Origin of the sequence: Hymenobacter sp. 5317J-9 (genome assembly GCF_022921075.1) — a bacterium.
Taxonomy (GTDB): domain Bacteria; phylum Bacteroidota; class Bacteroidia; order Cytophagales; family Hymenobacteraceae; genus Hymenobacter.
On record NZ_CP095050.1, the window covers coordinates 1,243,135 to 1,269,579 of the forward strand.

Sequence of the window (26,445 nt, forward strand, 5' to 3'; positions counted from 1 at the left end):
GATGAAACGACTTATTACGATTCTATTCGCTTTGCTCAGCGGGATATGCCTGTGGGCGCCAGCCGCGGCCCAGGGCCCTGCTACGCTGCGCGGCACCGTGGCCGATTCTCTTTCCGGCCTGCCGTTGGCGGGCGTGAGCGTGGGGCTGCAGGGCCAGCCCGGCGGCACGGCCACCGATGCCCTCGGCAATTTTCGGCTGGGCGGGCTGCCCGTCGGCAGCTACGTGCTGCGTGTGGGCGCCCTGGGCTACCGCGCCCAGGCCCTGCCCGTGACGCTGGCCGCCGGCGAAACCCAGCGCCTTAGCCTGCGCGTGGCCGCCACCACGCTCAACCTCGCGGAGGTGACCGTGAGCCAGCCCCGCGACCCCAACCAGAGCCTGGCCGCCATCTCGCACATCGACCAGGTGCTGCGGCCGCTTAACTCGGCCCAGGACCTGCTGCGGCTGGTGCCGGGCTTGTTCATTGCCCAGCACGCGGGCGGGGGCAAAGCCGAGCAGATTTTCCTGCGCGGCTTCGACTGCGACCACGGCACCGATTTCGCCGTGAGCATCGACGGGCTGCCCGTGAACATGGTGAGCCACGCCCACGGCCAGGGCTACGCCGATTTCCACTTCGTGATACCCGAAACGGTGGAGCAGCTGAAAGTGTACAAAGGGCCCTATACGGCCCGCTTCGGTGATTTTGCCACGGCGGGGGCGGGCGAGTTCAGCACCAAAACCCGGCTGGAGCGCAGCCAGGCGAAGCTGGAAGTGGGCCAGTTTGCCACGCGCCGCGCTCTGGTGATGCTGGACCTGCTGGGCACCGGCCACCACCTGTTCAGCAAGCGGACCGAAAGTGCCTACGTGGCGGCCGAATACAACTTCACCAATTCGTATTTCGACGCCCCGCAGCACTTCAAGCGCTTTAACGGCCTGGCCAAGTATACCGGTCAGCTATCGGAGCGCACTTCGCTCACGCTGCTGGGCTCGCATTTTACGTCCAATTGGGACGCCAGTGGGCAGATTCCGGAGCGCGCCGTGAACGACGGCCGCATTTCGCGCTACGGCAGCATCGACCCCAGCGAGGGCGGCCGCACCAGCCGCACCAACGCCTCGGTGGTGCTGACCACGGCCCTGCCGCACGACGCCGTGCTGCGCCAGCAGGCGTATTACTCGAAGTACGATTTCAGCCTGTTTTCCAACTTCACCTTCTTCCTGAACGACCCGATGAACGGCGACGAAATCGAGCAGACCGACGACCGGCACCTGCTCGGCTACACCGCTACCTACGACCGCGACGACCAGCTGGGTGCCCGCCCGCTGCACAGCACGCTGGGCGTGGGCACCCGCAACGACTTCTCCACCCTGGGCCTGTTTCGGGCCACCCAGCGCCAGATTACCGCCACCACCACGGCTGGCCGCCTCTTCGAGCAAAACCTCAACGTCTACCTCGACGAAACCCTCGCCCTCACCGACCGCCTCACGGTGAACGCCGCTCTGCGGGCCGACTTCTTCACCTTCGACTTCCGCGGGCAGTTGGCCAACGATGCCACCGGGGAGCTGGAGCCGCTGCGGGGCCGCGTGAGCCACGCCCGCGTGTCGCCCAAGCTGAACCTGTACTACCAGCTCACGCCGGCGGTGCAGCTGTTTGCCCGCTCGGGTCTGGGCTTTCATTCCAATGACGCCCGCGGCGTCATTCGCGACGCCACGGCCAACGTGCTGCCCCGCGCCCTGGGCTACGAACTGGGCAGCACCTTCAAGCCCCTGCCCAGTCTGGTGGTGAATGCGGCCCTCTGGAGCCTGCACCTGCAGGACGAGCTGGTGTACGTGGGCGACGAAGGCATTACCGAAAGCACCGGCCCCACCCAGCGCTACGGCTTCGACCTGGCCCTGCGCTACCAGCTCAGCCGCCGGCTGTTCCTGGACGGCGACTTCAACTACAACCATGGCCGCCAGCTGGAGGCCGAAGCCGGCGCCAACTACATTCCGCTGGCGCCCACGTTCACCAGCACCGGCGGGCTCACCTACAAAGCGCCCCGTGGCCTGAGCGGCAGCCTGCGCTACCGCCACATCGACTCGCGCCCGGCCAACGACGACGGCAGCATTCGGGCGCGCGGCTATTTTCTCTTCGATGCTGTGCTGAGCTACACCACCGCCCGCTTCCAATTCGGTGCCACCGCCGAAAACCTGCTCAACGTGCGGTGGAACCAGGCCCAGTTTGCCACCCAAAGCCGCCTGCCCGGTGAGCCGGCCGAGGGAGTGGACGAACTCCATTTCACTCCCGGCACGCATTTCTACGCCAAGCTGAATGCCAGCGTATTCTTCTAGCCAGGTAGGGACGAGCCTCATCCCGCCGTCGAGCAAAATTTGTCGGAAAAGCATCCTGGCGTTGCCGCAAGGGTTTCGAGGCTGTACTTTCAAGGCATAATTTAGCTTGGCTGTGTTGCGAATGGTGGCGAAAAAGAAGTTGAGAAGTGCCTTAGCGGTGGGCACCATGGCGCTGTGGGCGCTGGCTGGCTGCCAGGTGCGCGCCGACGAAGCCCGCAGCGCGATGCCCAGCGCATCCAAGGCCGTGCCCTCCGCCGCACCAGCCGCCGGCACCCGGGCAACTGGCGACACCGTTGCTGCAACCGCCACCAAACCCGTGCCCGATTCTCTGGTCCTAACGCCCCCGGCGGCTCTGCCCAACGTGCCCGATACCCTGCGCCAGGCTATTCGGCAGTTGCACGCCGCCCTCGGCCCCCGCGCCGCCGAGCTTCGCCCGGAGGTGCTGGAGCAGGCCTGCGTGGGCTACCTCACGCTGCACCCCACCGGCCGCATCGAGCGCGCCGGCCTGTTGGCCGTGGCCGACATGGACCTGCCCAATACCGTGGAGCGTCTCTGGGTCATCGACCTTAAAAATGCCCAGGTGCTGCACCGCAGCCTCGTGGCCCACGGCGAAGGCTCGGGCCACCTGCGCGCCCGTCGCTTTTCCAACGAAGAAAAGTCAGCTTGTACCTCGCTGGGCTTCTACCGCACGGCCGACACCTACGACGGCATCCACGGCTACTCGCGCCGCATCGAAGGCCTTGACAAAGGCCAGAACGCCAATGCCTACGACCGGTACGTGGTGCTGCACGCCGCCGACTACGCCAGCCCGAAATATGTGCAGCAGCACGGCCACCTGGGCTACAGCCGAGGGTGCCCGGCCCTGCCGCCCGAGCAGTTCAAAGACATCATTGCCACGCTGCGGGTGGGCAGCCTGCTGCTGGTGAGCGGCCCCGGGCTGGCTTCGCGCTGGCTCGACGGGCCGGCCGCCGGCCGACGCTTTCTGCGGCGCGGCTGGCTGTAGAGAACCCCGGAAAATAGCGGTTTGGAATTATTTGGCGGTTATTGTCGTTGATAACTCGTCCTCAGCGGACAAAGCTCTCGTATAAGGTTATGGCTCAGCCGTCTTTCGGGCGGTAGGGCCGCCTTTCCATCAGCTATTCTTTCCCTATCATGCACCAGACCAGCATAGTTCAGCGCAAACGGAAGGTATTGCGACGCCAGCGCATTGCGCGGCGGGTACTGCCGTTCCTGGCTTCTTTGTTTTTGGCCACGCCCATGGCTGGGCCCGTCACGAAGTCGATGGCCGGGGGTGCGCGCAGCGAGTTGCGCCTGCCCACAGTGGCTTTCTCGCCCCAGGCGGTATTCGACCAGAAGCTGCACGCCACCTACACGGCCCTGGGCGCCGAGCAGGAAGGCCTGCGCTTTGAGACGTTTGCCAAGGCGATGACCGGCTACCTCAACCTGCGCCAGGCTGGCAAGCTCGACGAAAGCAAGCAACTGCTGACGGTGGTCGACTTCGACCTGCCCAGCACCGAGAAGCGCCTCTGGGTGCTCGACCTGGCCAAGAATGAAATCCTGTTTCACACGCTCGTGGCCCACGGCCACAACTCGGGCGAGAACGAAGCCACCAACTTCTCCAACACCGACCAGAGCAACATGAGCAGCCTCGGTTTCTACGCCACCAGCGGCGAGTACGTGGGCAAGCACGGCCGCTCCCTGAAGCTGGAAGGCCTGGACGAAGGCTTTAACACCAACGCCGAAGCGCGCTCCGTGGTGATGCACGGCGCCGACTACGTGAGCGAGGAGTTCATCAAGCAAAACGGCCGCTTGGGCCGCAGCCTCGGCTGCCCCGCGCTGCCCATGGAGCTGAAAGACCAAATCATCGAAACCGTGACGGGCGGTACCTGCCTTTTCGTCAACCGCTCCGACGCCGGCTATGAGTCGCGTTACCTGAACGAGCAAGTGGCCATTGCTGCCTTGGTGCCGCAGGCCACTGCCACCCACGGCCTGTCGTAGCAAAGCCAACCACGTAAAAAAAACCCGGCGAAGCAGCTTGCTTCGCCGGGTTTTTTTTGGGGCCATAAGCTCAACCATGGCTTGCGCATTGGAGTATGTGGTGAGTTGATTGCTCGCTGAATGATAGGGGGCAACACCGCTTTTACGCCCACCCACTCTGCATGGCCGCAACGGTTTCCACCACGTCTACCAAACGGCGCAGCATCTGTGCGCTGGCTCCGCTAAACTTGTTTCTGGCCGATGTGCGCGACGGCGTGGGGCCGTACCTGGCCATCTACCTGCTGTCGGTGCGGCACTGGCAGCCGGGTGCCATTGGGCTGGCCATGTCGCTGCCCGGGCTGGTGGCGGTGCTGCTCCAAACGCCCGCCGGCTCGCTGGTCGATACTTCCGTGCACAAGCGGCGGCTGTTGGTGGTGGCCTCGGCGGTGGTGGCGCTGAGCTGCGTGGCGGCCGTCACGTTTGTGTCGCCGCCCGTCATTTATGCCACCCAGATGCTGACGGGGGCGGCCACCACCATTTACGCGCCGGTGGTGGCGGCCATCACGCTGGGGCTGGTGGGGCACCGCCGCTTTGCCCAGCAAACCGGCCGCAACGAAGCCTGGAACCACGGCGGCAACGTGCTGGCGGCGGTCCTGGCCGGCCTCATCGGCTACTACTGGCGCTACGAAGGCATCTTCTACCTCGTAGCCCTGATGTGCGCGCTAGGCAGCTGGTCGGCCCTGCGCATCAAACCCGGCGATATCGACAACGACCTTGCCCGGGGCCAAGGCGCCGACAAGCCCGAATCTGACGACACGGAAACAGCGAAAGCGGCGTCCGCTGCCAATGAGTCAACGGCTGACGCTCCGTCAGAAACCGGGGGTGCCGCAGAGGACGGCGAGCAAACGGCCGGTTTCCGGCAGGTGCTGGGCAACCCGCGCATTTTGCGCTTTGCCATTGCGGTGGTGCTGTTTCACTTTGCCAACGCGGCCATGCTGCCGCTGGTGGGCCAGAAGCTGGCCTTGGGCAATCAGAAAGCCTCGGCGCTGTTCATGTCGGCCTGCATCATCGTAGCGCAGCTGGTAATGATTCCGGTGGCGGCCTGGGTGAGCCGCCGCGCGCCGGAGGCGGGCCGCAAGCCGGTTTTTCTGCTAGCGTTTGCGGTGCTGCCGGTGCGCGGCGTGCTCTACACCCTCAGCAACAACGCCTATTTTCTGGTGGGCGTGCAGGTGCTCGACGGGCTGGCGGGCGGCATTTTCGGCGTCATCAGCGTGATTATGATTGCCGACCTCACGCGGGGCACCGGGAGGTTCAATTTTGTGCAGGGCGCCATTGCCACCGCGCTTGGCATTGGGGCCTCGCTGAGCACGGTGGGGGCGGGGTATCTGGTGCAGCACTTCGGCTACCGCGCGGGTTTTCTGGCGCTGGCCGCCGTGGCAGCGGTAGCGTTGGCTTTTTTCTGGTTTTGCGTCGACGAATCGAACCCGGCCAGAGTAGGGGCGAAGCTTACCCCCGTCCGCTGTTAGCTTCGCGGACCTTAAGTGGAGCGGTATCGTGGTTTAGGTGCTGACGCCCGGGCGGGGGCAAGCCCCGCCCCTACAGCTTCACCCCAAACTTCGCGCCCACGCCTTCCAGGTCCTTCACCACCGCATCGAGCAACGGAATGCCATCCAGCAAACGATGGGCGGCCGTTTCGCGCTCCGGGTCGCCAGGGATGAGTACTTTTTTGCCTTCCACGGCCTGCGCGCTGCGGAAGGTGGAAATCCAGTTATCCATGTGGGCTTTAAACTCCTCGGCGGGCCGAAAGGCATCGACGCGCATGGCCCCGAAAAAGTGGCCCAGACCCTGCCCCACGGGGTTGGCCGAGGGCTGCAGGAAGGCCACGAACGGCGGTACCCACGGCCCGTAGTTGGCGCCCGACAGCACGGCCGAAAAGATGTCGACGATGCTGCCCAGTGCGTAGCCTTTGTGCGAGCCGGTGGCGCCGCCGAGCGGTAGCAGCGCGCCGCCGTTTTTCACAGCGTTGGCGTCGGTGCTGGGCTGGCCATCGGCGGTTTGGGCCCAGCCTTCGGGCAGGGGCGTGCCTTTGCGCTGGGCAATTTCGAGCTTGCCGTTGGCGGCGGTGGTGGTGGCCATGTCGGCCACAAAGTCGGGCTGCTCGCCGGCGGGCACGGCCACGGCAATGGGGTTGGTGCCCAGCAGCCGGTCGAGCGAGTAGGTGGGGGCCACCAAGGGCGAGGCGTTGGTCATGGCCACGCCTATCATGTCGTGGGCCAGGGCCAGCATGGCGTGGTAGCCGGCGATGCCGAAGTGGTTGGAATTTTTCACCGACACCCAGCCAGAGCCCACCTGCTGGGCCTTCTCGATGGCCACGCGCATGGCTTTGGGGCCCACCACCAGGCCCAGGCCGCCGTCGCCGTCTACCACGGCGGTGCTGGGCGTTTCGTAGGTTACGCCCACCCGCGGCGTGGCATTAATACGGCCGGCCTCCCAGAGGCGCACGTAGCCCACCAGCCGGGCCACGCCGTGCGAATCCACGCCGCGCAAATCGGCCGACAGCAGGGTTTCGGTGGCCAGCGTGGCATCGGCCTCGGGGCAGCCCATGCTGCGGAAAACGGCTTCGGTGAAGGTGAACAGATGGCTGTAAGAGAAAATGGGCATTTTGGAGGACTTAGGGGCTTGAATGAACGTCATGCTGAGCGCAGTCGAAGCATCTCTCCCGGGCAAAGCAATTCAATTACTTGTGCGGTAGAGATGCTTCGGCTGCGCTCAGCATGACGTTCTGCTTTACACGCTGTTTACACCGCCAGCATTTCGGCCAGAAGGCCTTCCTTGAGCGCAAAGGCAGAAGTCTGAAGGCGGGTGATGCCCGAAACGCCCAGCACGTAGTCAATCAGCACGGCGGCCACCACCAGCATGTCGGCCCGCATGGGCAGGATGCCGGGGATTGCCAGGCGCTGCTCGTGGTTGCCGCTCAGCAGGTGGCGGTAGCTTTCCTGGAAGCTGCCCAGGGCCAGGGTGGTGTGGGGTGGCAATTGGCTTTCGGTGCGCAGCTCGCCCAGCTGCATGTCCGCCAAGCTGTCGAAGCTGCCGGAGGCGCCCACCAGGCTCACGGGTTTGTAGCGCTGCAGGGCTTCGACGAGCGGCGCCAGCACGGTGCTGAGGTATTGCTGCTCGGCCTCTACCGCCGCCGCGGGAAACACGCCGCTGGGGTCCGGAAAAAACTTGTCGAGCAGGCGCTGGGCGCCGATTTCAAAGCTTTGCTTCCAGAAAATGGTGGTTTGGTTGGCGATGATGAACTCCACTGAGCCGCCGCCGATGTCCATAATCAGGTGCGGCTCGGTGCCCAGGTCGACCGCCTGGCGCACGCCCTGGCAGATGAGCTCGGCCTCGCGCTCGCCGGGAATCACGTCGACGCGAATGCCGGTTTGCTCGAAGATGTCGCGCACCAAATCGGGCCCGTTTTGGGTCACGCGCATGGCGCTGGTGGCCGTGGCGCGCACTTCTTCCACCTCGTGCAGCTCCATTTCTTCCTTGAAGCCGGCCAGCGTGTGCAGGGCGCGGTCGTAAGCCGCCGGGGCGATGATGCCCTGGCTGATGCCGCCTTCGCCGAGGCGCACGCCGGCTTTGGTGCGCAGAATGACCAGTGGCTTTTCGCCGGGTGTTTTGGGGATTTCCACGATGAGCAGGTGGAAGGTATTGGTGCCCAGGTCAATGAGCGCGAGGCGGCGATGGTGACTGGTGGTATGATGCATTGGGTGATGGCGAGGCGAGGAGGGCGAAACGCAAGACCGACTGGGCCGGGGTGGCTGAGCACTCGCGGGCTTCCTACGTAACTTTCGACGCAAATAAGGGCTATGGCGGACGAAAGTTTGATATCGACGAAGAAGTGCCCGGCCTGTCAGCAATGGTCGGCGTGGCAGCAGCAGGCCGCCGACCGCTGCAAGCACTGCGGAGAATTGCTCGACCCCCGCGCTCAGCAAGAGGCCCAACAGCAAGCCGCGACGGAGCACCTGCGCGGTGGCATTCAGCTGGTGGAAATCGACCCGACTGACAGCAGAACGGTACGTTTTTTCAAAACCATTGCCCGCGGCGGCCAGCTGGTTTTTATCGCCATCCTCGGATTTATCGTGTGGCTGGTAACCGTTTTGACGGGCTGATATGAGGCTGCCGGCCGTGTTGCGCCATCCCCTGTTTGTGGGCAGCGTGCTCCTCTACGGGGCCTACCAACTGAACAAGCGCGGGCTGCACTGGCCGTTGCCGGCGTGGCTCACCTCGTACCTGAGCGATGTGCTGTGCCTGCCCGTCATCCTAAGCCTGGCCCTGGCCGCCCACCAAGCCCTGTACGGCCGGCGCGCCACGCTGCCCGGCGCCTGGGTGCTGGCGGCCTGGGTCACCGTGGCGCTGTGGTTCGAGGTGTTGTTGCCCCGGTGGTCGGCCATGGCCGTGGCCGACCCTGGCGATGCGCTGGCCTACGCGGCCGGGGCGTTCATTTTCCAGCGGTGGCTCAACAAGCCGGACGTGCGTTTCAGCTAACGCTCCCCGCCTCTCAGGTCGCAAACCGGCAGAACGTGCCCAGCGGCAGCTTGCGCTGCCCGGCGTCGTGCAGGTAAATCTCGCCCAGCTCGCGCACGGCCTTCGGGCCGGGGAAAATGGCCGTAGTCAGGTTATCGAGAATCAGGGCCGAAAAGCCGAGCGAGTACAGGTTCACCACGAAGAAATGGTCCTCGGGGTCGAGCAGCTGCTGGCTGAGCTTGAGCATCTCGTTGAGCTCGTCTTCGAGCTGCCACTTCTCGCCGTTGGGGCCGCGGCCGTAGGCGGGCGGGTCGAGGATGAGGCCCTGGTACTTGCTGCCGCGCTTCACTTCGCGCCGCACGTACTTCATGGCGTCTTCCACCAGCCAGCGCACGCCGTCGAGCTGGCTGGCGTCCATGTTGTCGCGGGCCCAGAAGTTGACCTGCTTCACCGAGTCGAGGTGCGTCACGTCGGCCCCGGCGGCGCGGGCGGCCAGCGTGGCCGCGCCGGTGTAGGCAAACAGGTTGAGCACGCGCGGCAGCTTGGCGTTGCGCTTCCGCGTCTGGTTGTAGATGAACTGCCAGTTGGGGTCCTGCTCCGGAAACAGGCCCACGTGCTTGAACGACGAGAGGCCGAGGCGGAACTTCAGCTTCAGGCCATCGGGGCGCTCGTAGGCAATTACCCATTGCTCGGGCATGCTGGGCTTGAGGCGCCACTGGCCTTTCTCAGTAGAACCGGGGGCGCGGGCGAAGGCGGCATCGGCTTTTTCCCACTCTTTGAGCGGCAGGTGCGGGTCCCAGATGGCTTGCGGCTCGGGGCGGGCCAGCACGTGCTTGCCGAAGCGCTCCAGCTTCTGAAAGTTGCCGGAATCAATCAGCTCGTAGTCGGGCCAGGGCGAGGTGGTGAGGAAGTCGTACATAAGCAGGCCGCAAAGGTAGGGGCGGGGGCGGGCTGCCAAGGCGTGGCTCTCGGCACCCGGGCTCTCGTTCAAAGGGCTTTCGCCCTCATTCATCGAACCCGCCGCCCCGCCCGCTGCCCATCGCTTAGCTTTACCGGATGCGAACAGCTTTACCCTGGAAAACTTTTCTTCTGGCGCTCCTGCTGCTGCTGAATGCCTGTTCCTCGCCGGGGCAGGAGGTGGGGGCGCCGCCGCCCGTGCAGGATTCCACCTTCGGGCCACTCACGGCGCGCCGCGTCGTGTCGTCGGAGCCGCTGCTGCGCGGGCGTGTGCTCGACCGCAACGACTCCGTGCTCATCGCCACGCGGCCCGCGTACCTGCTCACGCTGCCCACGCGCCCGCCGCTCGATTCGCTCAAGCTCAGCAGCCTGCTCGGCTGGCGCGACAGCCTGCTCTGGCGCCGCATCGAAGCCGCCCTCCCTTACGAGGGTGCCCGTCCCAAAGGCGGCGTAAAGCTGCTGCTGACCAACGCGGAAGCCAAAAAAATCCAGGACAACCAGAAAGACTGGCCCATGCTGAAGCTGGAGCAGCGCACCCTGCGCAGCTACACCACCAGCACCGGGGCGCCCGTGCTGGGCTACGCCTACGCCAATGCCCAGGCGTTTCTGAGCCTGGCGCAGCGCTACCGTCGCGGCCGGTTCTACCGCCTGCGCAACGGCGGCGTCGAATCTTACTACAACGGCCTGCTCAACGGCCACCAGGGCTACTACCATCCCTTGCTCGACACCCTGGACCAGCCCCATGGCACCTGGGCCGCCGATACGGCCTTCCAGCAGGGCCAGGACATTCACCTGACCCTCGATGCCAACCTGCAGGCCTACGCCGAAAAGCTGCTGGCGGGCCGCAAGGGCTACCTCGTGGCCCTTGACCCGCGCACCGGCGAGGTGTTGGCGGCCGTGTCGGCGCCCACGTTCGCGCCCGGCGCCCTCACCGCGCCCGACCGCGCCGGCACCCGCCACAAGCTGCTCGAAAACGAAGACATGCCCCTGCTCAACCGCTCGGCCATTCTGGCCAACCCGCCCGGCTCGGTATTTAAGCTGGTGAACGCGGCCGTGGCCCTGCAGCTGGGCGCCATCAAGCCCACCACCGGGTTCCGCTGCGACCAGTCGCTCATCAACTGCGTGCATCACCACCCGCAGGCCCGCAACCTCAGCATGGCCCTGCAATACAGCTGCAATCCCTATTTCTACCAGGTGATGCGCAAGCTCATCGAGCACGTGCCCGACAGCCTGGTGAACGACACCACCACCGCCCGCCACCGCAACCTGGCTGCCTGGCAACACTACGCCAAGTCCTTCGGCCTCGACACACTGCTCGGCGTCGATTTGCCCCGCGAACAGGCCGGTTTCCTGCCCACGCCGGCCTTTTACGATAAGGCCCGCCGCACCCGTTATTGGAAGTTTCGCTCCATCTACTCGCTCAGCGTGGGCCAGGGAGAAATCAACCTCACTGGCCTGCAAATGGCCAACATGATGGCCATCATCGCCAACCGGGGCTGGTACTACACCCCGCATTTTGTGCGCAGCATCGGCGAAAACGGCCCCCTGGCGCGCTTCACCGAAAAGCACCACACCCTCATCGACAGCGCCAACTTCGAAGCCCTCGTGCCCGGCATGCTGGCTGTGATGCAGCGCGGCGGCACCGCTGCCAGCTCCAACCTGGCCGACGTAGGCATTGCCATCGCCGGCAAAACCGGCACCGTGCAAAACGACGAGGGCGACGACCACGCCACCTTCGTTGGCTTCGCCCCCGCCGACAATCCCAAAATTGCCATCGCCGTGTACCTCGAAAATGCCGGTTTCGGCGCCACCGAAGCGGCTCCTGTGGCCGCTTTGGTCATTGAGAAGCACCTACGCGGCAGCATCGCGCCCAAGCGCAAGCACTGGGAGCGCCGCATGAAGTACCGCGGGCAGGCGTATGAGCGGGAGCACCGGTAGACGAAGCCTCACCGCCTGATTCTTTCTTTTCTGGCAAGGTAGGGCAGGGGAGGAGGTTTCACTGGGCGTTATTTTTGCACCATGCAGTTCTACAAATACCAGGGCACCGGCAACGACTTCGTCATCATCGACGACCGCGCCCGCCAGTTCGACGAAACCGACCACGCCCGCATTGCCCATCTGTGCCACCGCCGCTTTGGCATCGGGGCCGACGGGCTGATGCTGCTGCGCGAAAAAGAGGGCTACGATTTCGAGATGGTGTATTTCAACGCCGACGGCCGCCCCAGCTCCATGTGCGGCAACGGCGGCCGCTGCCTGGTAGCGTTTGCCAAGTTCATCGGCGTGATTCGGGACCAGGCCCATTTCCTGGCCGTGGACGGCCCCCACGACGCCCGCGTGGAACCCGATGGCACCGTGCGCCTCCGCATGATTGACGTGGCCGCCCCGCAGGAAGCCGAGATAGGGGAAGAGGGCGATGTGTTTCTGCACACGGGTTCGCCCCACCACATCCAGTTCCTCGACCCCGCCGAGCACCCCAAGCTAGCCGATTTCAACGTTTTTGCCGCTGGCCACGACATCCGCTACGACCAAGCGTATGACCCCGCCGGCACCAACGTCAACTTCGTGGAAGTGCCCGCCGACCCCGCCCAGCCCTGGCCCGTGCGCACCTATGAGCGCGGCGTAGAAGACGAAACTTTTTCCTGTGGCACGGGCGTGACGGCCGTGGCCTTGGCGGCCTCGCAGCGCGGCGCGGTGTCGCCGGTGCGCCTGCGCACGCCGGGCGGCGAGTTGGAAGTCTCGTTTGAGCAGCGGCCCGATGGTGGCTTCTGCAACGTGTGGCTGAGCGGGCCGGCGGTGCAGGTGTTTTCGGGGCAGCTTTAAGCCGACGCCGGGAGTTACCCGGTGTTGGGGCCCTGCAGCCGGTTGGCGTCATCGTTCAGTGGCAGGGCGCCGGACAGGCGGCCCTGCATCTTGCGCAGCCAGCGCTGGCCGAGCGCGGGGCAGGCGGCCAGCTCGGCTACCAGGGCGCGGTCGTGGCGCTGCTCGTACTTGGCGGAGTTGGCCCGCGCCACGGTCCATTCGGGGCAGGGGCGCTCCAGCAGGTCCAGGCTACTGCCGGGCTGGATGTAGCCGGGCCGGAGCACCCGCATGTACCAGCCGGTGAAGCCGGTTTCCTGCAGCCACTGCGACAGCCGCGGTTCCTGCCAGCGGCGGGCAATTTTCCAGCAGGGCGAGCGGGGCTGCGAAATCTGCACCGTGGCGTCGCCAAATTGGAAGACGTCGCCGAGGCAAACGTCCTTTTCGGTCCACGGGCCCGTCAGGGTCAGGTTTTCGCCAAAGCTGCCCGCGGCCATGGGCCGGCCCAGCTGCGCACTCCAGTGGGCGTAGTGCACGCCCGGGTACACGCAAAGAGCTTGGTCGGGGCCGCCGTGGTTCTGCAGGTCGGCTTGCTCATCGCCGTCGATGTTCAACTCCGACAGCCAGTGTGGTTCGGTTACGGGGGCTTTCAGCAGGGCCGTGGTCCAGGCGCGTTGCAGCGGGTTCGCGGCGCTTGGTTCGCCCAGGGTGCGGGGGCGGCCTACTAGCAGCGAATCCAGAGGAAGGGAAAGCGAGGGAATGGACATGCGGCGATGCGAGCGTTGGGTAGATGTGCCAACGCAAAAACACGCTCCCAAAGTACGGCCGCAAAGCCCTGCTGCCGAATGCCAGGGGAAGGGCGCCCGGCTGAGTGGTTTCAGCGTTCTATGGTTAATTCGTGCCGCCGGGCGCGCCGCCCGCTACCGGCGCCATTGTCACCGGGCTTGCTTACGCCATTCCATTTCCCACACATGCCGGCCCCCAGCGCCATTCGCCTCCGCGCCCTTGAACCCGACGACCTCGACTTTCTCTACGAGTTGGAGAATGACCGCGACGTCTGGGGCGTGTCGGATACGCTGGCGCCGCTCTCGCGCCACGCGTTGCGGGAGTACCTTGCCCATGCGACTACGGATATATACGTAGTGCGGCAGTTACGGCAGGTGGTTACTACTGAAATTAGCGGTGCGGCGGTGGGCGTGGTCGACCTTTTTGAGTACGACCCGCTGCACCAGCGGGCCGGCGTGGGCATCACCATTCGGGCCAGCGAGCGGCGCCACGGCTACGCCCGGCAAGCCCTCGAACTGCTCAAGGAGTACGCCCGCGAGGTGCTGCGGCTGCACCAGATTTATGCCACCGTCGGGGCTGGTAACGCGGCCAGTATGAGGCTGTTTCGCGCGGCGGGGTTTCGGCGGGTGGGCACGCGCCGGGGGTGGCTGCGCACCGCCCGCGGCTGGGAAGATGCCGTGGAGTGGCAGTGCCTGCTGGCCGCAGAAACGAATGCCTAACAACCTGTCTGCTTTTATATATAGCAGATTATATGCTTGGCTAAGCAATATTTGGCCCGGTAAGCTGAGCCATATCCTTCCGTCGGGCGGTCCCGTATACAGTGGCAAGCGCCCCGGCCGTTCTATCCTGTTGCTATTCCGGAGCGGCGCGAAACCCATCTTCCTGCCTTCTTCATGCCCCCTTCATCGACGGTGGAAGCGCCCCTGCGTGCCTCCACTACCGCTGCCCGGCCCAGCGCATCAGCCGCCGAAACGACTGCCCCCTACACCCTGCCCGACCTGGTTTGCTTTGCGCATTTGCATTGGGACTTTGTGTGGCAGCGGCCCCAGCATTTGCTTTCCCGCTTTGCGGAGCACGGCCGGGTGTTTTACGTGGAGGATGCCTTTTATCATGCCGATGACCTCATCGAGCCGCACATCGAAATAAAAGAGCGGCAAAACGGATTGAAGGTGGTGGTGGCGCACTTGCCCCAGCGCCTCCGCCAGGACGAAGCAGCGGCCGACCAGGCCCAATTTGAAATTCTAAGTCAGTTTTTTAACGAGCAAGGCCTTACTAATTACGTTTTCTGGTACTACACGCCCATGGCGTTGGGCAAGTCGCGCCACTTCCAGCCCGTGCTCACCGTGTACGATTGCATGGACGAATTGGCGGCGTTCAAGTTCGCGCCGCCGGAGTTGAAAAAGCGCGAGCTGGAGCTGTTCCAGAAGGCCGACCTCGTGTTTACGGGCGGCCAGACGCTTTACGAAGCCAAGCGCGAGCAGCACGCCGACGCCCACGCCTTCCCCAGCAGCATCGACAAGGCCCACTTCGGCCAGGCCCGCGGCCCGCTGGCCGAGCCCGCCGACCAGGCCGGCATTGCGCACCCGCGCATCGGCTTCTTCGGCGTGGTGGATGAGCGCCTCGACATTGAACTGCTGCGCGCTCTGTCGCAGCAGCACCCGGAGTGGCAATTTGTCATCATCGGGCCAGTGGTAAAGATTGACCCCGCCACGTTGCCCCGCACGCCCAACGTGCATTACCTCGGCGGTAAAGATTATAAGGAACTGCCTTCCTATTTGAAGGGTTGGGATGTAGCAACGCTTTTGTTTGCCGATAACGAAAGCACCAAGTTCATCTCGCCGACCAAAACCCCAGAATACCTGGCCGCCGGCAACCCCGTGGTAAGCACGCCTATTCGCGACGTGGTGCGGCCCTACGGTGACCTAAACTTGGTGCAGATTGCCGACAACGCCACCGATTTCGGCAAGGCCATCGAGAAAGCCCTCACCCAGCGCACCGACGCCGACTGGCGCCAGCGCACCGACGCGTACCTCGCCACCATCTCGTGGGACCAGACCTGGCAGGCCATGGTGGACCTCATGCAGCAGCGCTTGGCGGCCAAAACGCCCGATGCCGCCACCACCACCGCGGCCAGCGCGCCGCGGGTCGAAACCAAAGTGTCGGACGTGACGCTGCCGTCGGCTAGCTAATCCCCTGACTTCTATTCAATCAGTCCCTTCTAAACAAACTTCCATACCCTACGCACCATGTTCGATTACCTCATCGTTGGGGCCGGTTTTGCCGGCAGCGTGCTCGCCGAACGGCTGGCCACCCGCAGCAATAAGAAGGTCCTCATCATCGACAAGCGTTGCCACATTGCGGGCAATGCCTACGACCATTACAACGAGGACGGCATTCTGGTGCACAAATACGGTCCGCACATTTTCCACACCAACTCGAAGGACGTGTTCGACTACCTCGGCAATTTCACCGAGTGGCGCCCCTACGAGCACCGTGTGCTGGCTTCGGTAGATGGCCAGATGGTGCCCATGCCCATCAACCTCGATACCATCAACAAGCTCTACGGCCTGAACTTGACCAGCTTCGAAGTGGAGCAGTTCTTCGAGTCGATGGCCGAGAAGGTCGACGTCATCAAAACGAGCGAAGACGTGGTGGTGAGCAAGGTTGGCCGCGAGCTGTACAACAAATTCTTTAAGAACTACACCAACAAGCAATGGGGCCTCGACCCCTCGCAGCTCGACAAGTCGGTGACCTCGCGCGTGCCCACCCGCACCAACCGCGACGACCGCTACTTCACCGACACCTACCAGGCCATGCCCCTGCACGGCTACACCCGGATGTTCGAGAAAATGCTCGACCACCCCAACATCAAGGTGATGCTGAACACCGACTACCACGAGGTAATCGATTTCATTCCCTACAAGGAAATCATCTTCACCGGCCCGGTAGACGAGTATTTCGATTACAAATTCGGCAAGCTGCCCTACCGCTCGTTGGAGTTCAAGCACGAGACGCTAAACAAGGAAAAGCACCTGGCCGCACCCGTGGTGAACTACCCCAACGAGCACCCCTACACCCGCATTACGGAGTTCAAAGCCCTCACCGGCCAGGACCACCCCAAAACGGCCATCGTGTATGAGTACCCGCAGGCCGAGGGCGACCCCTACTACCCCATTCCGATGCCGGAAAACGCCGAGCTGTACAACAAGTACAAGAAGCTGGCCGATGAAACGCCCAACGTGCATTTTGTGGGCCGCCTCGCCACCTATAAGTACTACAACATGGACCAAGTGGTGGCCCAGGCCCTGACGCTTTACAAGAAGCTGACGGAAAAGGAAAAAGCCGGCCAGCCGGTATTGCCCACCATTTCGGGTAGCACCGCGCTGGTCGAAAAACTCATCAGCCGTTCGCCGCAGCCGGAGTAGCATGACGTTCTGCGTCGTTCGGTACGTGAAAAGCCCCGCCAAATTGGCGGGGCTTTTGGTTTTGGGACGGTTTTAGCGGAGCGTTCCGTAAATTTGGGGGGCGCGCCCGCGCCATTCGCTATAAAGACTACCTGATGTTTGAATTCCTAGGCAAGACCGTCGCCAAAATATTTGGCTCCAAGTCGGAGCGCGATTTAAAGGAAATCGTGCCCTACGTGGCGCTGATTAATGCCGAATATGCCAAACTGGCCGGCTTGACCGATGACCAGCTGCGCGAGCAGACCGACCAGGTGCGCGCCCGCATTGCCGAGCGCCTCGCCGGGCTGGACAGCCAGATTGCCGGCCTGCACCAGCAAATCGACACCCAGCCGCAGCTGGACGTGGCCCAGAAGGAAGTGCTGTTCGAGCAGATTGACGCGCTGGAAAAGCAGCGCAACAAGGACCTCGAAGCCGTGCTGCTGGAAGTGCTGCCGCAGGCTTTCGCCATTGTGAAGGATACCGCCCGCCGCTACAAGGAAAACGGCCAGCTGGTGGTGACCGCCAACGCCCGCGACCGCGAATACGCCGCCACGCACCCCAACTGCGTGATTGACGGCGACAAAGCCATTTGGTACAACAAATGGCTGGCCGCCGGCGCCGAAATCGTGTGGGACATGGTGCACTACGACGTGCAGCTCATCGGCGGCGTGGTGCTGCACCAAGGCAAAATTGCCGAGATGGCCACGGGCGAAGGCAAGACGCTGGTGTCGACGTTGCCGTCGTTCCTGAATGCGCTGTCGAAGCGCGGCGTGCACTTGGTAACCGTCAACGACTACCTGGCCAAGCGCGACTCCGAATGGAACGCGCCGCTGTTCGAGTTCCACGGCATCACGGTGGACTGCATCGACAAGCACCAGCCCAACACGCCGGAGCGCCGCGCCGCCTACCAGGCCGACATCACCTACGGCACCAACAACGAATTTGGCTTCGACTACCTGCGCGACAACATGGCGCGCGACCCCGAGGAGCTGGTGCAGCGCAAGCACCACTACGCCATGGTCGACGAAGTGGACTCCGTGCTGATTGACGATGCGCGGACGCCGCTCATCATCTCGGGCCCGGTGCCGCGCGGCGACGTGCACGAGTTCTACCAGCTCAAGCCGCGCATTCAGCGCCTGGTGGATGAGCAGAAAAAGCTCGTGCAGTCCTACCTGGTGGAGGCCCGCAAGCAGATTGCCGCCGGCAAAACCGGCGTGGAGGAAGGCGACAAAAACGGCGAGGGCGGCCTGCTGCTGTTCCGCGCCTACCGCGGCCTGCCCAAGAGCAAGCCGCTCATCAAGTTCTTGTCGGAAACCGGCATCCGGCAGGTGCTGCAAGCCACCGAAAACCACTACCTGGCCGACAACTCGCGCCAGATGCCCAAGGCCGATGAGCCGCTGTTCTTCACCATCGACGAGAAGAACAATCAGATTGAGTTGACCGAAAAAGGCATCGACCTCATCACGGCCCAGGGCGAAGACCCCAAGCTGTTCATCATGCCCGACATCGGCGCCGCCATTGCCGACATCGAGAAAAACACCGCTCTTTCGGCTGAAGAAAAGCTGACGCAGAAAGAGAAGCTGATGAGCGACTACCAGGAAAAGAGCGAGCGGGTGCACACCGTGAACCAGCTCCTGAAAGCCTACACGCTCTTCGAAAAAGACGACCAGTACATCCTGACCGAGGACGGCAAGGTAAAAATCGTGGACGAGCAGACCGGCCGCGTAATGGAAGGTCGCCGCTACTCCGACGGCCTGCACCAGGCCATTGAGGCTAAGGAAAACGTGCGCGTGGAAGACGCCACGCAGACCTACGCCACCGTGACGCTGCAGAACTACTTCCGCATGTACCACAAGCTGGGCGGCATGACCGGCACGGCCGAAACCGAAGCCGGCGAGTTCTGGGAAATCTACAAGCTCGACGTGGTGGTGATTCCCACCAACCGCGTCATCAGCCGCAAGGACAGCGACGACCAAGTGTACAAGACGGTGCGTGAGAAATACAACGCCGTGGCCCTGGAAATCCAGAAGCTGGTGGAAGCCGGCCGTCCCGTGCTGGTGGGCACCACGTCAGTAGAAATCTCGGAGCTGGTGTCGCGCATGCTGAAGCTGCGCGGCATCCAGCACCAGGTGCTCAACGCCAAGCAAAACCAGCGCGAGGCCGAGATTGTGGCCGCCGCTGGCTACCCCGGCACCGTGACCATCGCCACCAACATGGCCGGCCGTGGTACCGACATCAAGCTGCGCGAAACCTCGCGCGAGGCGGGTGGTCTGGCCATCATCGGCACGGAGCGCCACGAAAGCCGCCGCGTCGACCGCCAGCTGCGCGGCCGTGCCGGCCGCCAGGGCGACCCCGGCACCTCGCAGTTCTTCGTGAGTCTGGAAGACAACCTGATGCGTCTGTTCGGCTCGGACCGGATTGCGAAGCTGATGGACCGCATGGGCATGGAAGAGGGCGAAGTGATTCAGCACTCGATGATTACCAACTCCATCGAGCGCGCCCAGAAGAAGGTGGAGGAAAACAACTTCGGCACGCGCAAGCGCCTGCTGGAGTACGACGACGTGATGAACGCCCAGCGCGAGGTGGTGTACAAGCGCCGCCGCAACGCCCTGTTCGGCGACCGCATGGAGGTCGACATCCTCAACATGATTTATGACGTGAGCGAAGACATCGCCGCGGGCCACAAAATCACGGGGGATTTCGAGGACTTCAAGCTGGCCATCATCAAAGTGTTTGGTTACGACACCTTCCTGACCCAGCAGGACCTCACCGGCCTGCAACTGCCGGCCCTCACCCAAAAGCTCTACGAAGAAGCCCTGGGCTACTTCCAGAGCAAGAACGAGCACATTGCGACCAACGCCCTACCGCTCATCAACGACCTGCTGAGCCAGAACGCGCCTTACGAGAACATTGCCGTGCCCTTCACCGACGGCAAGAAGCAGGTGCAGGCCATTGCCAACCTGAAGCGCGCCCAGGCCACCGGCGGCCACGACATTCTGCGTCAGATGGAGAAAGTGGTGGTGCTGAGCGTGATTGACACGGCCTGGACCCAGCACCTGCGCCAGATGGACGACCTGAAGCAAGTGGTGCAAAACGCCGTGTACGAGCAGAAGGACCCGTTGCTGGTGTACAAGTTTGAGAGCTTCGAGCTCTTCAAGCGCATGATTGGCAAGGTGAACGAGGAAACGACCAGCTTCCTCTTCCACGCCGACGTGCCGGTGCAGCAAAGCATGGTGGGCACCAACGAGGAGCCCGACTACTACCTCGAAGACGAAGAGCAGCAAACCAACTTCACCGTGGAGCACGAGTCCAGCCTCGACACCCTCGGCGCCGGCCCCGAAGACATGGGCCCCGCCGACCAGCCCGCCGCTGTGAAGCAGGTGCCCGTGCGCGCCCAGCACGTTGCTAACCGCAACGACAAGGTGAACGTGCAGTACATGGACGGCACCGTGAAGCGCGACGTGAAATACAAAACCGTAGAGCAAGACGTAGAAAGCGGCCGCGCCGTGCTGGTGGATTAAGCTTCGGCTTTAATGAAAAGGAGGACGCCCCGGCTGGATGGTCGGGGCGTTTTTTGGTCCAGCTCGGAAGCATTAGGCGGAAGACGTTTGCTAAAATTCCGAGAATTGCCCTATTTGTTTGCCTAATTTCCTTTCTATGACATACTTTCTACTCTTCTGGCGTCACGGGAAGTTGAGCTTATTCATTGCTCTGGCACTGCTGGCGGGGCAGCAATCCTGGGCTCAGGTGCCGGCCTGGCAGTTGGCCATGGCAGCCACCCAGACAGCCATCAGCAGCTCCAAAGTATTCGAAAGTGCCACTGATGCCAACGGCAACCTCTTTCTGACCGGTCCTTTTCGTGGAACGGTCACTTTTGGCAACACCACCTTGGTGAGTGCGGGCAACAACGAAGACATCTTCGTAGCCAAGTGGAGCCCCGTCACGCGTGGATTCGTGTGGGCTCAGCGCGCCGGGGGAGTCGACATTGATGAAGTCTATTCAGTGGCAGTGAGTGGCACCAATGTTTACATTGTGGGCAGTTTTTATACTGGCAGCGCCAGTTTTGGCAGCACCGTTATTCCCAGCAACGGTATTTATGGCACTGGCTTTGTTGCGAAACTTAACGACAATGGCACGACCGGCCGCTTTGAGTGGGCTCAAGCGCTTGGCGGCCCGGCCGCGTGGGTGGCGGCCAATGGTGCCAACGTATACGTGACCGGAATCTTCGTCGGCACTGCCAGCTTTGGCAGTACGGCCCTGACCAGCGCGGGCAAAAGGGACCTTTACCTTGCGAAGCTGACGGATGCTGGTACCAACAGCAGTATTGATTGGACCTTGCGGGCTGGCGGCAGCGAAGACGATTCGGGTATTTGCGTAGCGGTCAGCGGCAGCAGCGTGTACATTGCCGGCGGTTTCCAAAGCCCCAGTATCAACTTTGGCAGCACGGTGCTTGCGCAGGCTGGCAGTGGCGACGCGTTTGTAGCCAAGGCCATTGATGCGGGCAGCACCGCCAGTTTTGCCTGGGCCCTTAAAGCCGGCGGCAGCGGCGCGGACGAAGCCCACGTGCTGGACGTGAGTGGCAACAACTTGTACGTGGCCGGTCATGTTGGGGACGGCGTCGCCACGTTTGGGAATGCCGTGCTGCCCGGCGCTGCGGCTGTGACTACCTCAGGCACCAAGTGCACCTCCTTTGTGGCTCGGCTAAACGATGCGGGCGCTTCGGCCAGCTTCGTCTGGGCCCAGCAAGTTGGTGGAGCGGGATACAATACCTGCTGGGGAGTGAAGGCCCGCGGCACTAATGTGTACCTGGTAGGAGAATTTGTCAATACGTCTATTTTTGGCAGCACCAGCATCAGCACTGCTGCGGGCTCTCCCGCACTGGCACTGGATATGTTTGTGACCCGGCTTTCCGACGCTGGAAATTCGGCCAGCTTCGACTGGGCGCTGCAGGGGGGCGGACCCAGTACCGAAAACGGGTACGCGTTGAGCGTCAGCGGAACTCAGGTGTACGTCAGCGGCGCGACATCGGCGCCATCCACCTTCGGCAGCCATGCCATTTCCAGCACAAGCTGGCTGGCAGTCGCTGCCATTGCCTCGCTCACCGATGTCTCCATTACGGCCACGGCCACGGGACTGAACAAAAACGTCGGCCTCTTCCCCGACCCCGCCCACGGCCGCGCCACCGTGCAGCTACCGGCCGCAACAGGCACGGCCACGCTCACCATCCTCGACGCGCTGGGCCGCACGCTACGAACCCAAACAGTCCCCGCCAACTCAAAAGCCGACCTGGACCTGACCGGGCTGGCCCCCGGCCTCTACGCCCTGCGCATTGCGGCGGGCGCCGATACCGCAACCCGACGCCTCATGGTGGAGTAGGGGAGGGGCGGCCTTACCCGCTACCTTTGCCCCATGAACCTCGCCGCCCGCATCGACCACACCCTGCTGCGCCCCGACTGCACCGAAGCGCAAATCCTTCAGCTGTGCGAAGAGGCCGTTGCGCACGGCTTCGCCAGCGTGTGCGTGCCGCCCTGCTACGTAGCGCTGGCCGCCGTCCGGCTGGAAGGCACCACCGTGCCGGTGTGCACGGTGATTGGCTTTCCATTGGGCTATGCCTCGTCCAGCGTCAAGTTTAAGGAAGCCGAAGTGGCTTTGTATGACGGCGCCCACGAGCTGGACATGGTCATCAACATTTCGGCGCTGAAGTCGGGCAAAACAGCCGCTATTCAGGCCGAAATTCTGGACTTGGCCGACCTCTGCCACGTGCACCAGGCCCTGCTCAAGGTCATTATCGAAACCGCCCTGCTCACGGAGGAAGAAATCGAACTGGCCTGCCAACTGTGCGTGGCCGGCGAAGCCGATTTTGTGAAAACGTCCACCGGCTTTGCCAGCCGCGGCGCCAGCATGGCCGACATCGAACTGATGCGCCGCGTGCTGCCCGAAAACGTGCGCATTAAAGCTTCCGGCGGCATCCGTACCCGCGCGGCCGCTGAGGCGCTGGTAGCAGCCGGCGCCGACCGTATCGGCTCGTCCAATAGCGTGGCCCTGATTGCTGAAACTGATGATTCGACCGTTGCTTAAGGCCCTGTTGCTGCCCTCGCTGCTTTCGCTGGTGGCCTGCGCCAGCACGGCCCAGCAGGCGCCCCAAACCAGCGCCTCGCCCGATACCACCCGCAAGCCCACTGCCCCAACGGCCTCGGCTTCCATGCCCGCCGAGGACGTGAGCAAGTACCGGCCGGTGTTCGCGGTGCCCAAGCCGGCCCCCGTGGCCGCCACGCCCGCGCCCAAAACCGTGGTGCCGCCCACCGGCCACGTGAACCCCCAGGTGGAGCAGCGCCTGCGCGACCAGGCCTACACCAACCAGAACGTGAAGTATGCCCAGGGCTACCGCATTCTGGTATACCTCGGCCTGGAGCGCGACCAAGTGATGGCCATTCGGCGCAGCATCATCAGCCGCTACCCCGACGAAACCGATTACATCGTGTTCAAGTCGCCGGTCTATCGGCTTTACATCGGCGACTACCTCACCAAGCTTGATGCGGCGCGGGGGGTGGCCCGGCTGCGCGGCCTTGCGCCCAAGCTGGAGCTGGAACCCACGCAAGTGCTGCTGAACAAGAACCCGTAGGGTAGGCAAGTAGAAGGGAGAAGGGCCTGGCATCCTGCGCGCAGCGAAGGACCTTCTCGCCCTTGAACTACCTGCATTTGTCTACTTGGGTCAAGTATGAAGAGGTCCTTCGCTGCGCGCAGGATGACAGCTTTTAACTATCGACTACCCATGTCCGCCCAACTCATCCCCCGCATCCAAGAGCTCGCCGCCCAGCATGCCGCCGATACCGTGGCCATCCGCCGCCACCTGCACGCCCATCCGGAGCTGTCGTTTGAAGAAACTAACACCGCCGCCTACGTCACGCAGGAACTCCGGAAGTTGGGCCTCACGCCGCAGCCCATCGCCAATACCGGTGTGGTGGCCCTGATTGAAGGCCAGCCCGGCGGCCCCACCATTGCCCTGCGCGCCGACATGGACGCGCTGCCCATCACGGAGGCCAACGACGTGCCTTACCGTTCCACCAACCCCGGCGTGATGCACGCCTGCGGCCACGACGTGCACACGGCGTCGCTGCTGGGCGCGGCCCGCATCCTCAACGAGCTGAAAGGCGAGTTCCAGGGCACCGTGAAGCTGATGTTTCAGCCGGGCGAGGAGCGGTTGCCGGGCGGCGCTTCGCTGATGATTAAGGAAGGCGTGCTGGAAAACCCGGCCGTGTCCAATGTGCTGGGGCAGCACGTGTTTCCGCACCTGCCGGCTGGCAAAATCGGCCTGCGCTCCGGCCGCTACATGGCCAGCACCGACGAGCTCTACCTCACCATCAAGGGCAAGGGCGGCCACGGCGCCATGCCCGAAATGAACCTCGACCCCGTGCTGGTGGCCGCCCACATCATCGTGGCCGCCCAGCAGATTGTGAGCCGCCGGGCCAGCCCCAAAATTCCCTCGGTGCTCAGCTTCGGCAAAGTCATCGCCAACGGCGCCACCAATGTCATCCCCAACGAGGTGTACATTGAGGGCACCTTCCGCACCCTCAATGAGGAGTGGCGCGCCGAAGCCCACCAGCACCTGCGCCGCCTCTGCGAGGGCCTGGCCGAAAGCATGGGCGCGGTGTGCGAGCTCGAAATCCGCCACGGCTATCCCTACCTCGAAAACGAGCCCCAGCTCACGGCCCGCGTGCGCGCCGCGGCCGAAGAATATCTGGGCCCCGAAAACGTGGTAGAGCTGGACCAGTGGATGGCCGCCGAAGATTTTGCCTACTTCTCGCAGGCCGCGCCGGCGTGCTTCTACCGCCTCGGCACGCGACACGAAGACGGCCGCTTTGCGTCGTCGGTGCACACGCCTACTTTCGACATCGACGAGAAGGCCCTGGCCACCGGTCCTGGCCTGATGGCCTGGCTGGCCGTGCAGGAGCTGGCTGGTCGGGCCTAAGCTTTTCGGGTCGTTCACATCTTTGCTCCATGAAGAAACCGTTTTTGCTCGCCGCCCTGCTGGGCCTGCTGCTGTCCTGGCCCGTGGCCGCCCAAACCCGGCGCACCGTCTTCGGCTGGCAGATTTGGCCCGAAGCGCAGGCCGAAGTAGCGCTACCTACCGGCAACGACTATTTTCTGGTGGCCCTGCGCGGCCAGAGCCTCACCGACAACAACGGCTACAACGACCCCAACCGCGTGCTGGGGTTCGATGAGCGGCGCCTCACCGTGGGCTACGAGCATTTCTGGAACGAGCACTGGAGCATCGGCGCCACGGCCGCCTACATTTCGGCCTACAATACGTACGTGCTGCTGCCCGAGGTGCTGCTGCGCCACCGCAGCTCGGTGGGGCCGCTCACGTTTGGCCAGCGCCTGAGCCTGGAGCGCGTCATTCCCGGCGCCAACGGCGCCACGGCCCGCACCAATGCCCGCCTGCGCCTGGACCTGGAGAAAATAGTGCCGCTGGGAAGCCTGAGCATTCGTCCGCGCCTGAGCTACGAGGCCGCCACGCACGTGCGCCTGTTGCGCTCGAACACCGACGCCGACGAGCGCACCATCGACTTCACCAGCCTGCGCGGCGAGGTGGGTGTGCGTTTGTCCCCGTTGCTCGACGTCACGCCTTGGGTGGCCTACCAAACGCAGTACAGTTTTGGACTGGCGCGGTATGATGTGAACGGTAGTGTGATAGAGCCCGCGGGCCGTGCCAACGCCGTGTCGCCGGTGGTGGGGCTTGAGGTGCGTTTCACCTTCCTCAACGGGCAGGATGCCGCCACGCGCCAGCAGTTGCCAACGCAGCACTAAGCCGCGAACAAGACAGGTTGTGCCAAAGTTGCAGACCGATAATTTTCCTGATTGTGCCGTTTGAGAAGCGTGGGCTGACTATTTGTTTGTCTGCAACTGCAGGGATAAAATGGCTTTTTTATAAAACAGGACAATTTGTCTTAGAAATGTGACGCAAATAGGTTTGGTATGAATTTGAATGAAAGCCAAGCGTGCCGCAAGAAGGCACTTGTTCTTTCACTTCCACATTCAACTTCTATATCACCCATGACCACGTTGCTGTATAACACCCGTCCTTCCCTGCGTCCGAGCCGTGCGTTGAGCACCATGCTCGCCGACATGCTGCGCGACCCGCAAACTACCCCCACCACGCAGCCCACTCCCACGTTCATCCCGGCCGCCGACATCCTCGAAACGGCCGAAGGTTTTGAGCTGCACCTGGCCCTGCCCGGTCTCAAGAAAGAAGCCGTGCACATCGAATTCCACGACGGCCAGCTGGTGATTTCGGGCGAGCGCGCCAATCCTGCCGCCGCCGCCAAAGAAGCCGCCGCTACGGCCACCGAGGCCAACGCCACCGACGAGGCCAAGCCCGACGACAACAAGCCCGCCGTGGTGGCCCCCGAGGCCCCGGCTAACCCCAAGTTCCGCCGCCTCGAAACCAACTACGGCACCTTCAGCCGCAGCTTCCGCCTTCCCGACACGGTGAACGTGAAGGCCATTGGCGCCGAACTGACCGACGGAATCCTGCGCGTCACGCTGCCCTTCGACACCGAAAAAGTGACCAAGCAGCACATCGAAATCCGCTAAGCGCGGGCCACTGATTGCAAAAAAGGCACCCCGCGGGGTGCCTTTTTTGCAGGCTCGTGTGTTATGTCCGTA

At 63.5% G+C, this 26,445-nt stretch carries 22 protein-coding genes; 18 read left to right on the top strand and 4 right to left on the bottom strand.

Annotation, left to right across the window (positions count from 1 at the left end):
* Position 1 precedes the first annotated feature (1 nt).
* From MUN81_RS05065 to MUN81_RS05080, 4 genes are all read left to right on the top strand, one after another.
* Positions 2-2,305 (top strand): TonB-dependent receptor, encoded by a 2,304-nt coding sequence (locus tag MUN81_RS05065; RefSeq protein WP_245115562.1) that lies wholly within the window; start codon positions 2-4, stop codon positions 2,303-2,305.
* A 139-nt stretch (positions 2,306-2,444) separates the two neighbouring features.
* A complete protein-coding gene (locus MUN81_RS05070; RefSeq protein ID WP_245115564.1) occupies positions 2,445-3,308 on the top strand; it encodes a murein L,D-transpeptidase catalytic domain family protein in 864 nt (287 codons plus the stop codon).
* A gap of 149 nt (positions 3,309-3,457) precedes the next feature.
* Positions 3,458-4,303: a murein L,D-transpeptidase catalytic domain family protein gene (locus tag MUN81_RS05075; protein WP_245115565.1), complete on the top strand. Its 846-nt coding sequence runs from the start codon at positions 3,458-3,460 to the stop codon at positions 4,301-4,303.
* Positions 4,304-4,464: 161 nt separating this feature from the next.
* Complete coding sequence (locus MUN81_RS05080; RefSeq protein ID WP_245115567.1) at positions 4,465-5,808, top strand: MFS transporter; 1,344 nt, start codon at positions 4,465-4,467, stop codon at positions 5,806-5,808.
* 70 nt (positions 5,809-5,878) lie between these two features.
* Here the strand turns inward: MUN81_RS05080 and MUN81_RS05085 are convergent, their stop codons facing one another.
* Together MUN81_RS05085 and MUN81_RS05090 are read right to left on the bottom strand one after the other, a co-directional pair.
* Complete coding sequence (locus tag MUN81_RS05085; protein ID WP_245115569.1) at positions 5,879-6,943, bottom strand: Ldh family oxidoreductase; 1,065 nt, start codon at positions 6,941-6,943, stop codon at positions 5,879-5,881.
* Between the two features lie 137 nt (positions 6,944-7,080).
* On the bottom strand, positions 7,081-8,037 hold the full coding sequence (locus MUN81_RS05090; protein ID WP_245115571.1) for a phosphatase: 957 nt from the start codon (positions 8,035-8,037) through the stop codon (positions 7,081-7,083).
* A 102-nt stretch (positions 8,038-8,139) separates the two neighbouring features.
* On the opposite strand from MUN81_RS05090, the gene MUN81_RS05095 reads away from it, so the two are divergent.
* Entirely contained in the window at positions 8,140-8,442 is a 303-nt protein-coding gene (locus MUN81_RS05095; RefSeq protein ID WP_245115573.1) for a hypothetical protein, read from the top strand.
* Between the two features lies 1 nt (position 8,443).
* Complete coding sequence (locus MUN81_RS05100; RefSeq protein WP_245115575.1) at positions 8,444-8,818, top strand: hypothetical protein; 375 nt, start codon at positions 8,444-8,446, stop codon at positions 8,816-8,818.
* Between the two features lie 13 nt (positions 8,819-8,831).
* Here the strand turns inward: MUN81_RS05100 and MUN81_RS05105 are convergent, their stop codons facing one another.
* Positions 8,832-9,716: a class I SAM-dependent methyltransferase gene (locus MUN81_RS05105; protein WP_245115577.1), complete on the bottom strand. Its 885-nt coding sequence runs from the start codon at positions 9,714-9,716 to the stop codon at positions 8,832-8,834.
* 137 nt (positions 9,717-9,853) lie between these two features.
* Here MUN81_RS05105 and MUN81_RS05110 point away from each other — a divergent pair, with 137 nt between their 5' ends.
* Positions 9,854-11,692, top strand: coding sequence for a penicillin-binding transpeptidase domain-containing protein (locus tag MUN81_RS05110; protein ID WP_245115579.1), 1,839 nt, complete (start codon positions 9,854-9,856; stop codon positions 11,690-11,692).
* Between the two features lie 81 nt (positions 11,693-11,773).
* Entirely contained in the window at positions 11,774-12,574 is an 801-nt protein-coding gene (gene dapF, locus MUN81_RS05115) for a diaminopimelate epimerase (protein WP_245115581.1), read from the top strand.
* 14 nt (positions 12,575-12,588) lie between these two features.
* On the opposite strand, the gene MUN81_RS05120 is transcribed toward dapF, so the two are convergent.
* Complete coding sequence (locus MUN81_RS05120; RefSeq protein WP_245115583.1) at positions 12,589-13,317, bottom strand: MOSC domain-containing protein; 729 nt, start codon at positions 13,315-13,317, stop codon at positions 12,589-12,591.
* 204 nt (positions 13,318-13,521) lie between these two features.
* Here MUN81_RS05120 and MUN81_RS05125 point away from each other — a divergent pair, with 204 nt between their 5' ends.
* The 10 genes from MUN81_RS05125 to MUN81_RS05170 all read left to right on the top strand — a co-directional run bounded on the left by MUN81_RS05125 (position 13,522) and on the right by MUN81_RS05170 (position 26,373).
* Positions 13,522-14,055 (top strand): GNAT family N-acetyltransferase, encoded by a 534-nt coding sequence (locus MUN81_RS05125; protein WP_245115585.1) that lies wholly within the window; start codon positions 13,522-13,524, stop codon positions 14,053-14,055.
* Between the two features lie 174 nt (positions 14,056-14,229).
* The gene (locus MUN81_RS05130) at positions 14,230-15,525 is read left to right on the top strand and encodes a glycosyltransferase family 1 protein (RefSeq protein WP_245115587.1); all 1,296 of its coding nucleotides are present in this window, start codon (positions 14,230-14,232) and stop codon (positions 15,523-15,525) included.
* Positions 15,526-15,582: 57 nt separating this feature from the next.
* Positions 15,583-16,761 carry a UDP-galactopyranose mutase gene (glf, locus tag MUN81_RS05135; RefSeq protein WP_280638265.1) on the top strand — a complete coding sequence of 393 codons (1,179 nt, stop codon included), beginning with the start codon at positions 15,583-15,585 and terminating at the stop codon, positions 16,759-16,761.
* Positions 16,762-16,895: 134 nt separating this feature from the next.
* Complete coding sequence (gene secA / locus MUN81_RS05140) at positions 16,896-20,300, top strand: preprotein translocase subunit SecA (protein ID WP_245115589.1); 3,405 nt, start codon at positions 16,896-16,898, stop codon at positions 20,298-20,300.
* Between the two features lie 172 nt (positions 20,301-20,472).
* Positions 20,473-22,155: a T9SS type A sorting domain-containing protein gene (locus MUN81_RS05145; protein WP_245115591.1), complete on the top strand. Its 1,683-nt coding sequence runs from the start codon at positions 20,473-20,475 to the stop codon at positions 22,153-22,155.
* A 33-nt stretch (positions 22,156-22,188) separates the two neighbouring features.
* A complete protein-coding gene (deoC, locus tag MUN81_RS05150) occupies positions 22,189-22,857 on the top strand; it encodes a deoxyribose-phosphate aldolase (protein WP_245115593.1) in 669 nt (222 codons plus the stop codon).
* Complete coding sequence (locus tag MUN81_RS05155; RefSeq protein WP_245115595.1) at positions 22,838-23,401, top strand: sporulation protein; 564 nt, start codon at positions 22,838-22,840, stop codon at positions 23,399-23,401. Before deoC ends, MUN81_RS05155 begins: the two co-directional genes overlap by 20 nt.
* 150 nt (positions 23,402-23,551) lie before the next feature.
* Positions 23,552-24,748, top strand: coding sequence for a M20 family metallopeptidase (locus MUN81_RS05160; protein ID WP_245115597.1), 1,197 nt, complete (start codon positions 23,552-23,554; stop codon positions 24,746-24,748).
* Between the two features lie 29 nt (positions 24,749-24,777).
* A complete protein-coding gene (locus MUN81_RS05165) occupies positions 24,778-25,587 on the top strand; it encodes a hypothetical protein (protein WP_245115599.1) in 810 nt (269 codons plus the stop codon).
* Between the two features lie 246 nt (positions 25,588-25,833).
* Positions 25,834-26,373 (top strand): Hsp20/alpha crystallin family protein, encoded by a 540-nt coding sequence (locus tag MUN81_RS05170; protein WP_245115601.1) that lies wholly within the window; start codon positions 25,834-25,836, stop codon positions 26,371-26,373.
* Positions 26,374-26,445 lie beyond the last annotated feature (72 nt).

Excerpts from the sequence above, each read along its gene's own strand:
- MUN81_RS05065 (WP_245115562.1), top strand. The coding sequence starts at position 2 with ATGAAACGACTTATTACGATTCTATTCGCTTTGCTCAGCGGGATATGC.
- MUN81_RS05075 (WP_245115565.1), top strand. The coding sequence starts at position 3,458 with ATGCACCAGACCAGCATAGTTCAGCGCAAACGGAAGGTATTGCGACGC.
- MUN81_RS05080 (WP_245115567.1), top strand. The coding sequence starts at position 4,465 with ATGGCCGCAACGGTTTCCACCACGTCTACCAAACGGCGCAGCATCTGT.
- MUN81_RS05085 (WP_245115569.1), bottom strand. The coding sequence starts at position 6,943 with ATGCCCATTTTCTCTTACAGCCATCTGTTCACCTTCACCGAAGCCGTT.
- MUN81_RS05090 (WP_245115571.1), bottom strand. The coding sequence starts at position 8,037 with ATGCATCATACCACCAGTCACCATCGCCGCCTCGCGCTCATTGACCTG.
- MUN81_RS05095 (WP_245115573.1), top strand. The coding sequence starts at position 8,140 with ATGGCGGACGAAAGTTTGATATCGACGAAGAAGTGCCCGGCCTGTCAG.
- MUN81_RS05100 (WP_245115575.1), top strand. The coding sequence starts at position 8,444 with ATGAGGCTGCCGGCCGTGTTGCGCCATCCCCTGTTTGTGGGCAGCGTG.
- MUN81_RS05105 (WP_245115577.1), bottom strand. The coding sequence starts at position 9,716 with ATGTACGACTTCCTCACCACCTCGCCCTGGCCCGACTACGAGCTGATT.
- MUN81_RS05110 (WP_245115579.1), top strand. The coding sequence starts at position 9,854 with ATGCGAACAGCTTTACCCTGGAAAACTTTTCTTCTGGCGCTCCTGCTG.
- dapF (WP_245115581.1), top strand. The coding sequence starts at position 11,774 with ATGCAGTTCTACAAATACCAGGGCACCGGCAACGACTTCGTCATCATC.
- MUN81_RS05120 (WP_245115583.1), bottom strand. The coding sequence starts at position 13,317 with ATGTCCATTCCCTCGCTTTCCCTTCCTCTGGATTCGCTGCTAGTAGGC.
- MUN81_RS05125 (WP_245115585.1), top strand. The coding sequence starts at position 13,522 with ATGCCGGCCCCCAGCGCCATTCGCCTCCGCGCCCTTGAACCCGACGAC.
- MUN81_RS05130 (WP_245115587.1), top strand. The coding sequence starts at position 14,230 with ATGCCCCCTTCATCGACGGTGGAAGCGCCCCTGCGTGCCTCCACTACC.
- glf (WP_280638265.1), top strand. The coding sequence starts at position 15,583 with ATGTTCGATTACCTCATCGTTGGGGCCGGTTTTGCCGGCAGCGTGCTC.
- secA (WP_245115589.1), top strand. The coding sequence starts at position 16,896 with ATGTTTGAATTCCTAGGCAAGACCGTCGCCAAAATATTTGGCTCCAAG.
- deoC (WP_245115593.1), top strand. The coding sequence starts at position 22,189 with ATGAACCTCGCCGCCCGCATCGACCACACCCTGCTGCGCCCCGACTGC.
- MUN81_RS05155 (WP_245115595.1), top strand. The coding sequence starts at position 22,838 with ATGATTCGACCGTTGCTTAAGGCCCTGTTGCTGCCCTCGCTGCTTTCG.
- MUN81_RS05160 (WP_245115597.1), top strand. The coding sequence starts at position 23,552 with ATGTCCGCCCAACTCATCCCCCGCATCCAAGAGCTCGCCGCCCAGCAT.
- MUN81_RS05165 (WP_245115599.1), top strand. The coding sequence starts at position 24,778 with ATGAAGAAACCGTTTTTGCTCGCCGCCCTGCTGGGCCTGCTGCTGTCC.
- MUN81_RS05170 (WP_245115601.1), top strand. The coding sequence starts at position 25,834 with ATGACCACGTTGCTGTATAACACCCGTCCTTCCCTGCGTCCGAGCCGT.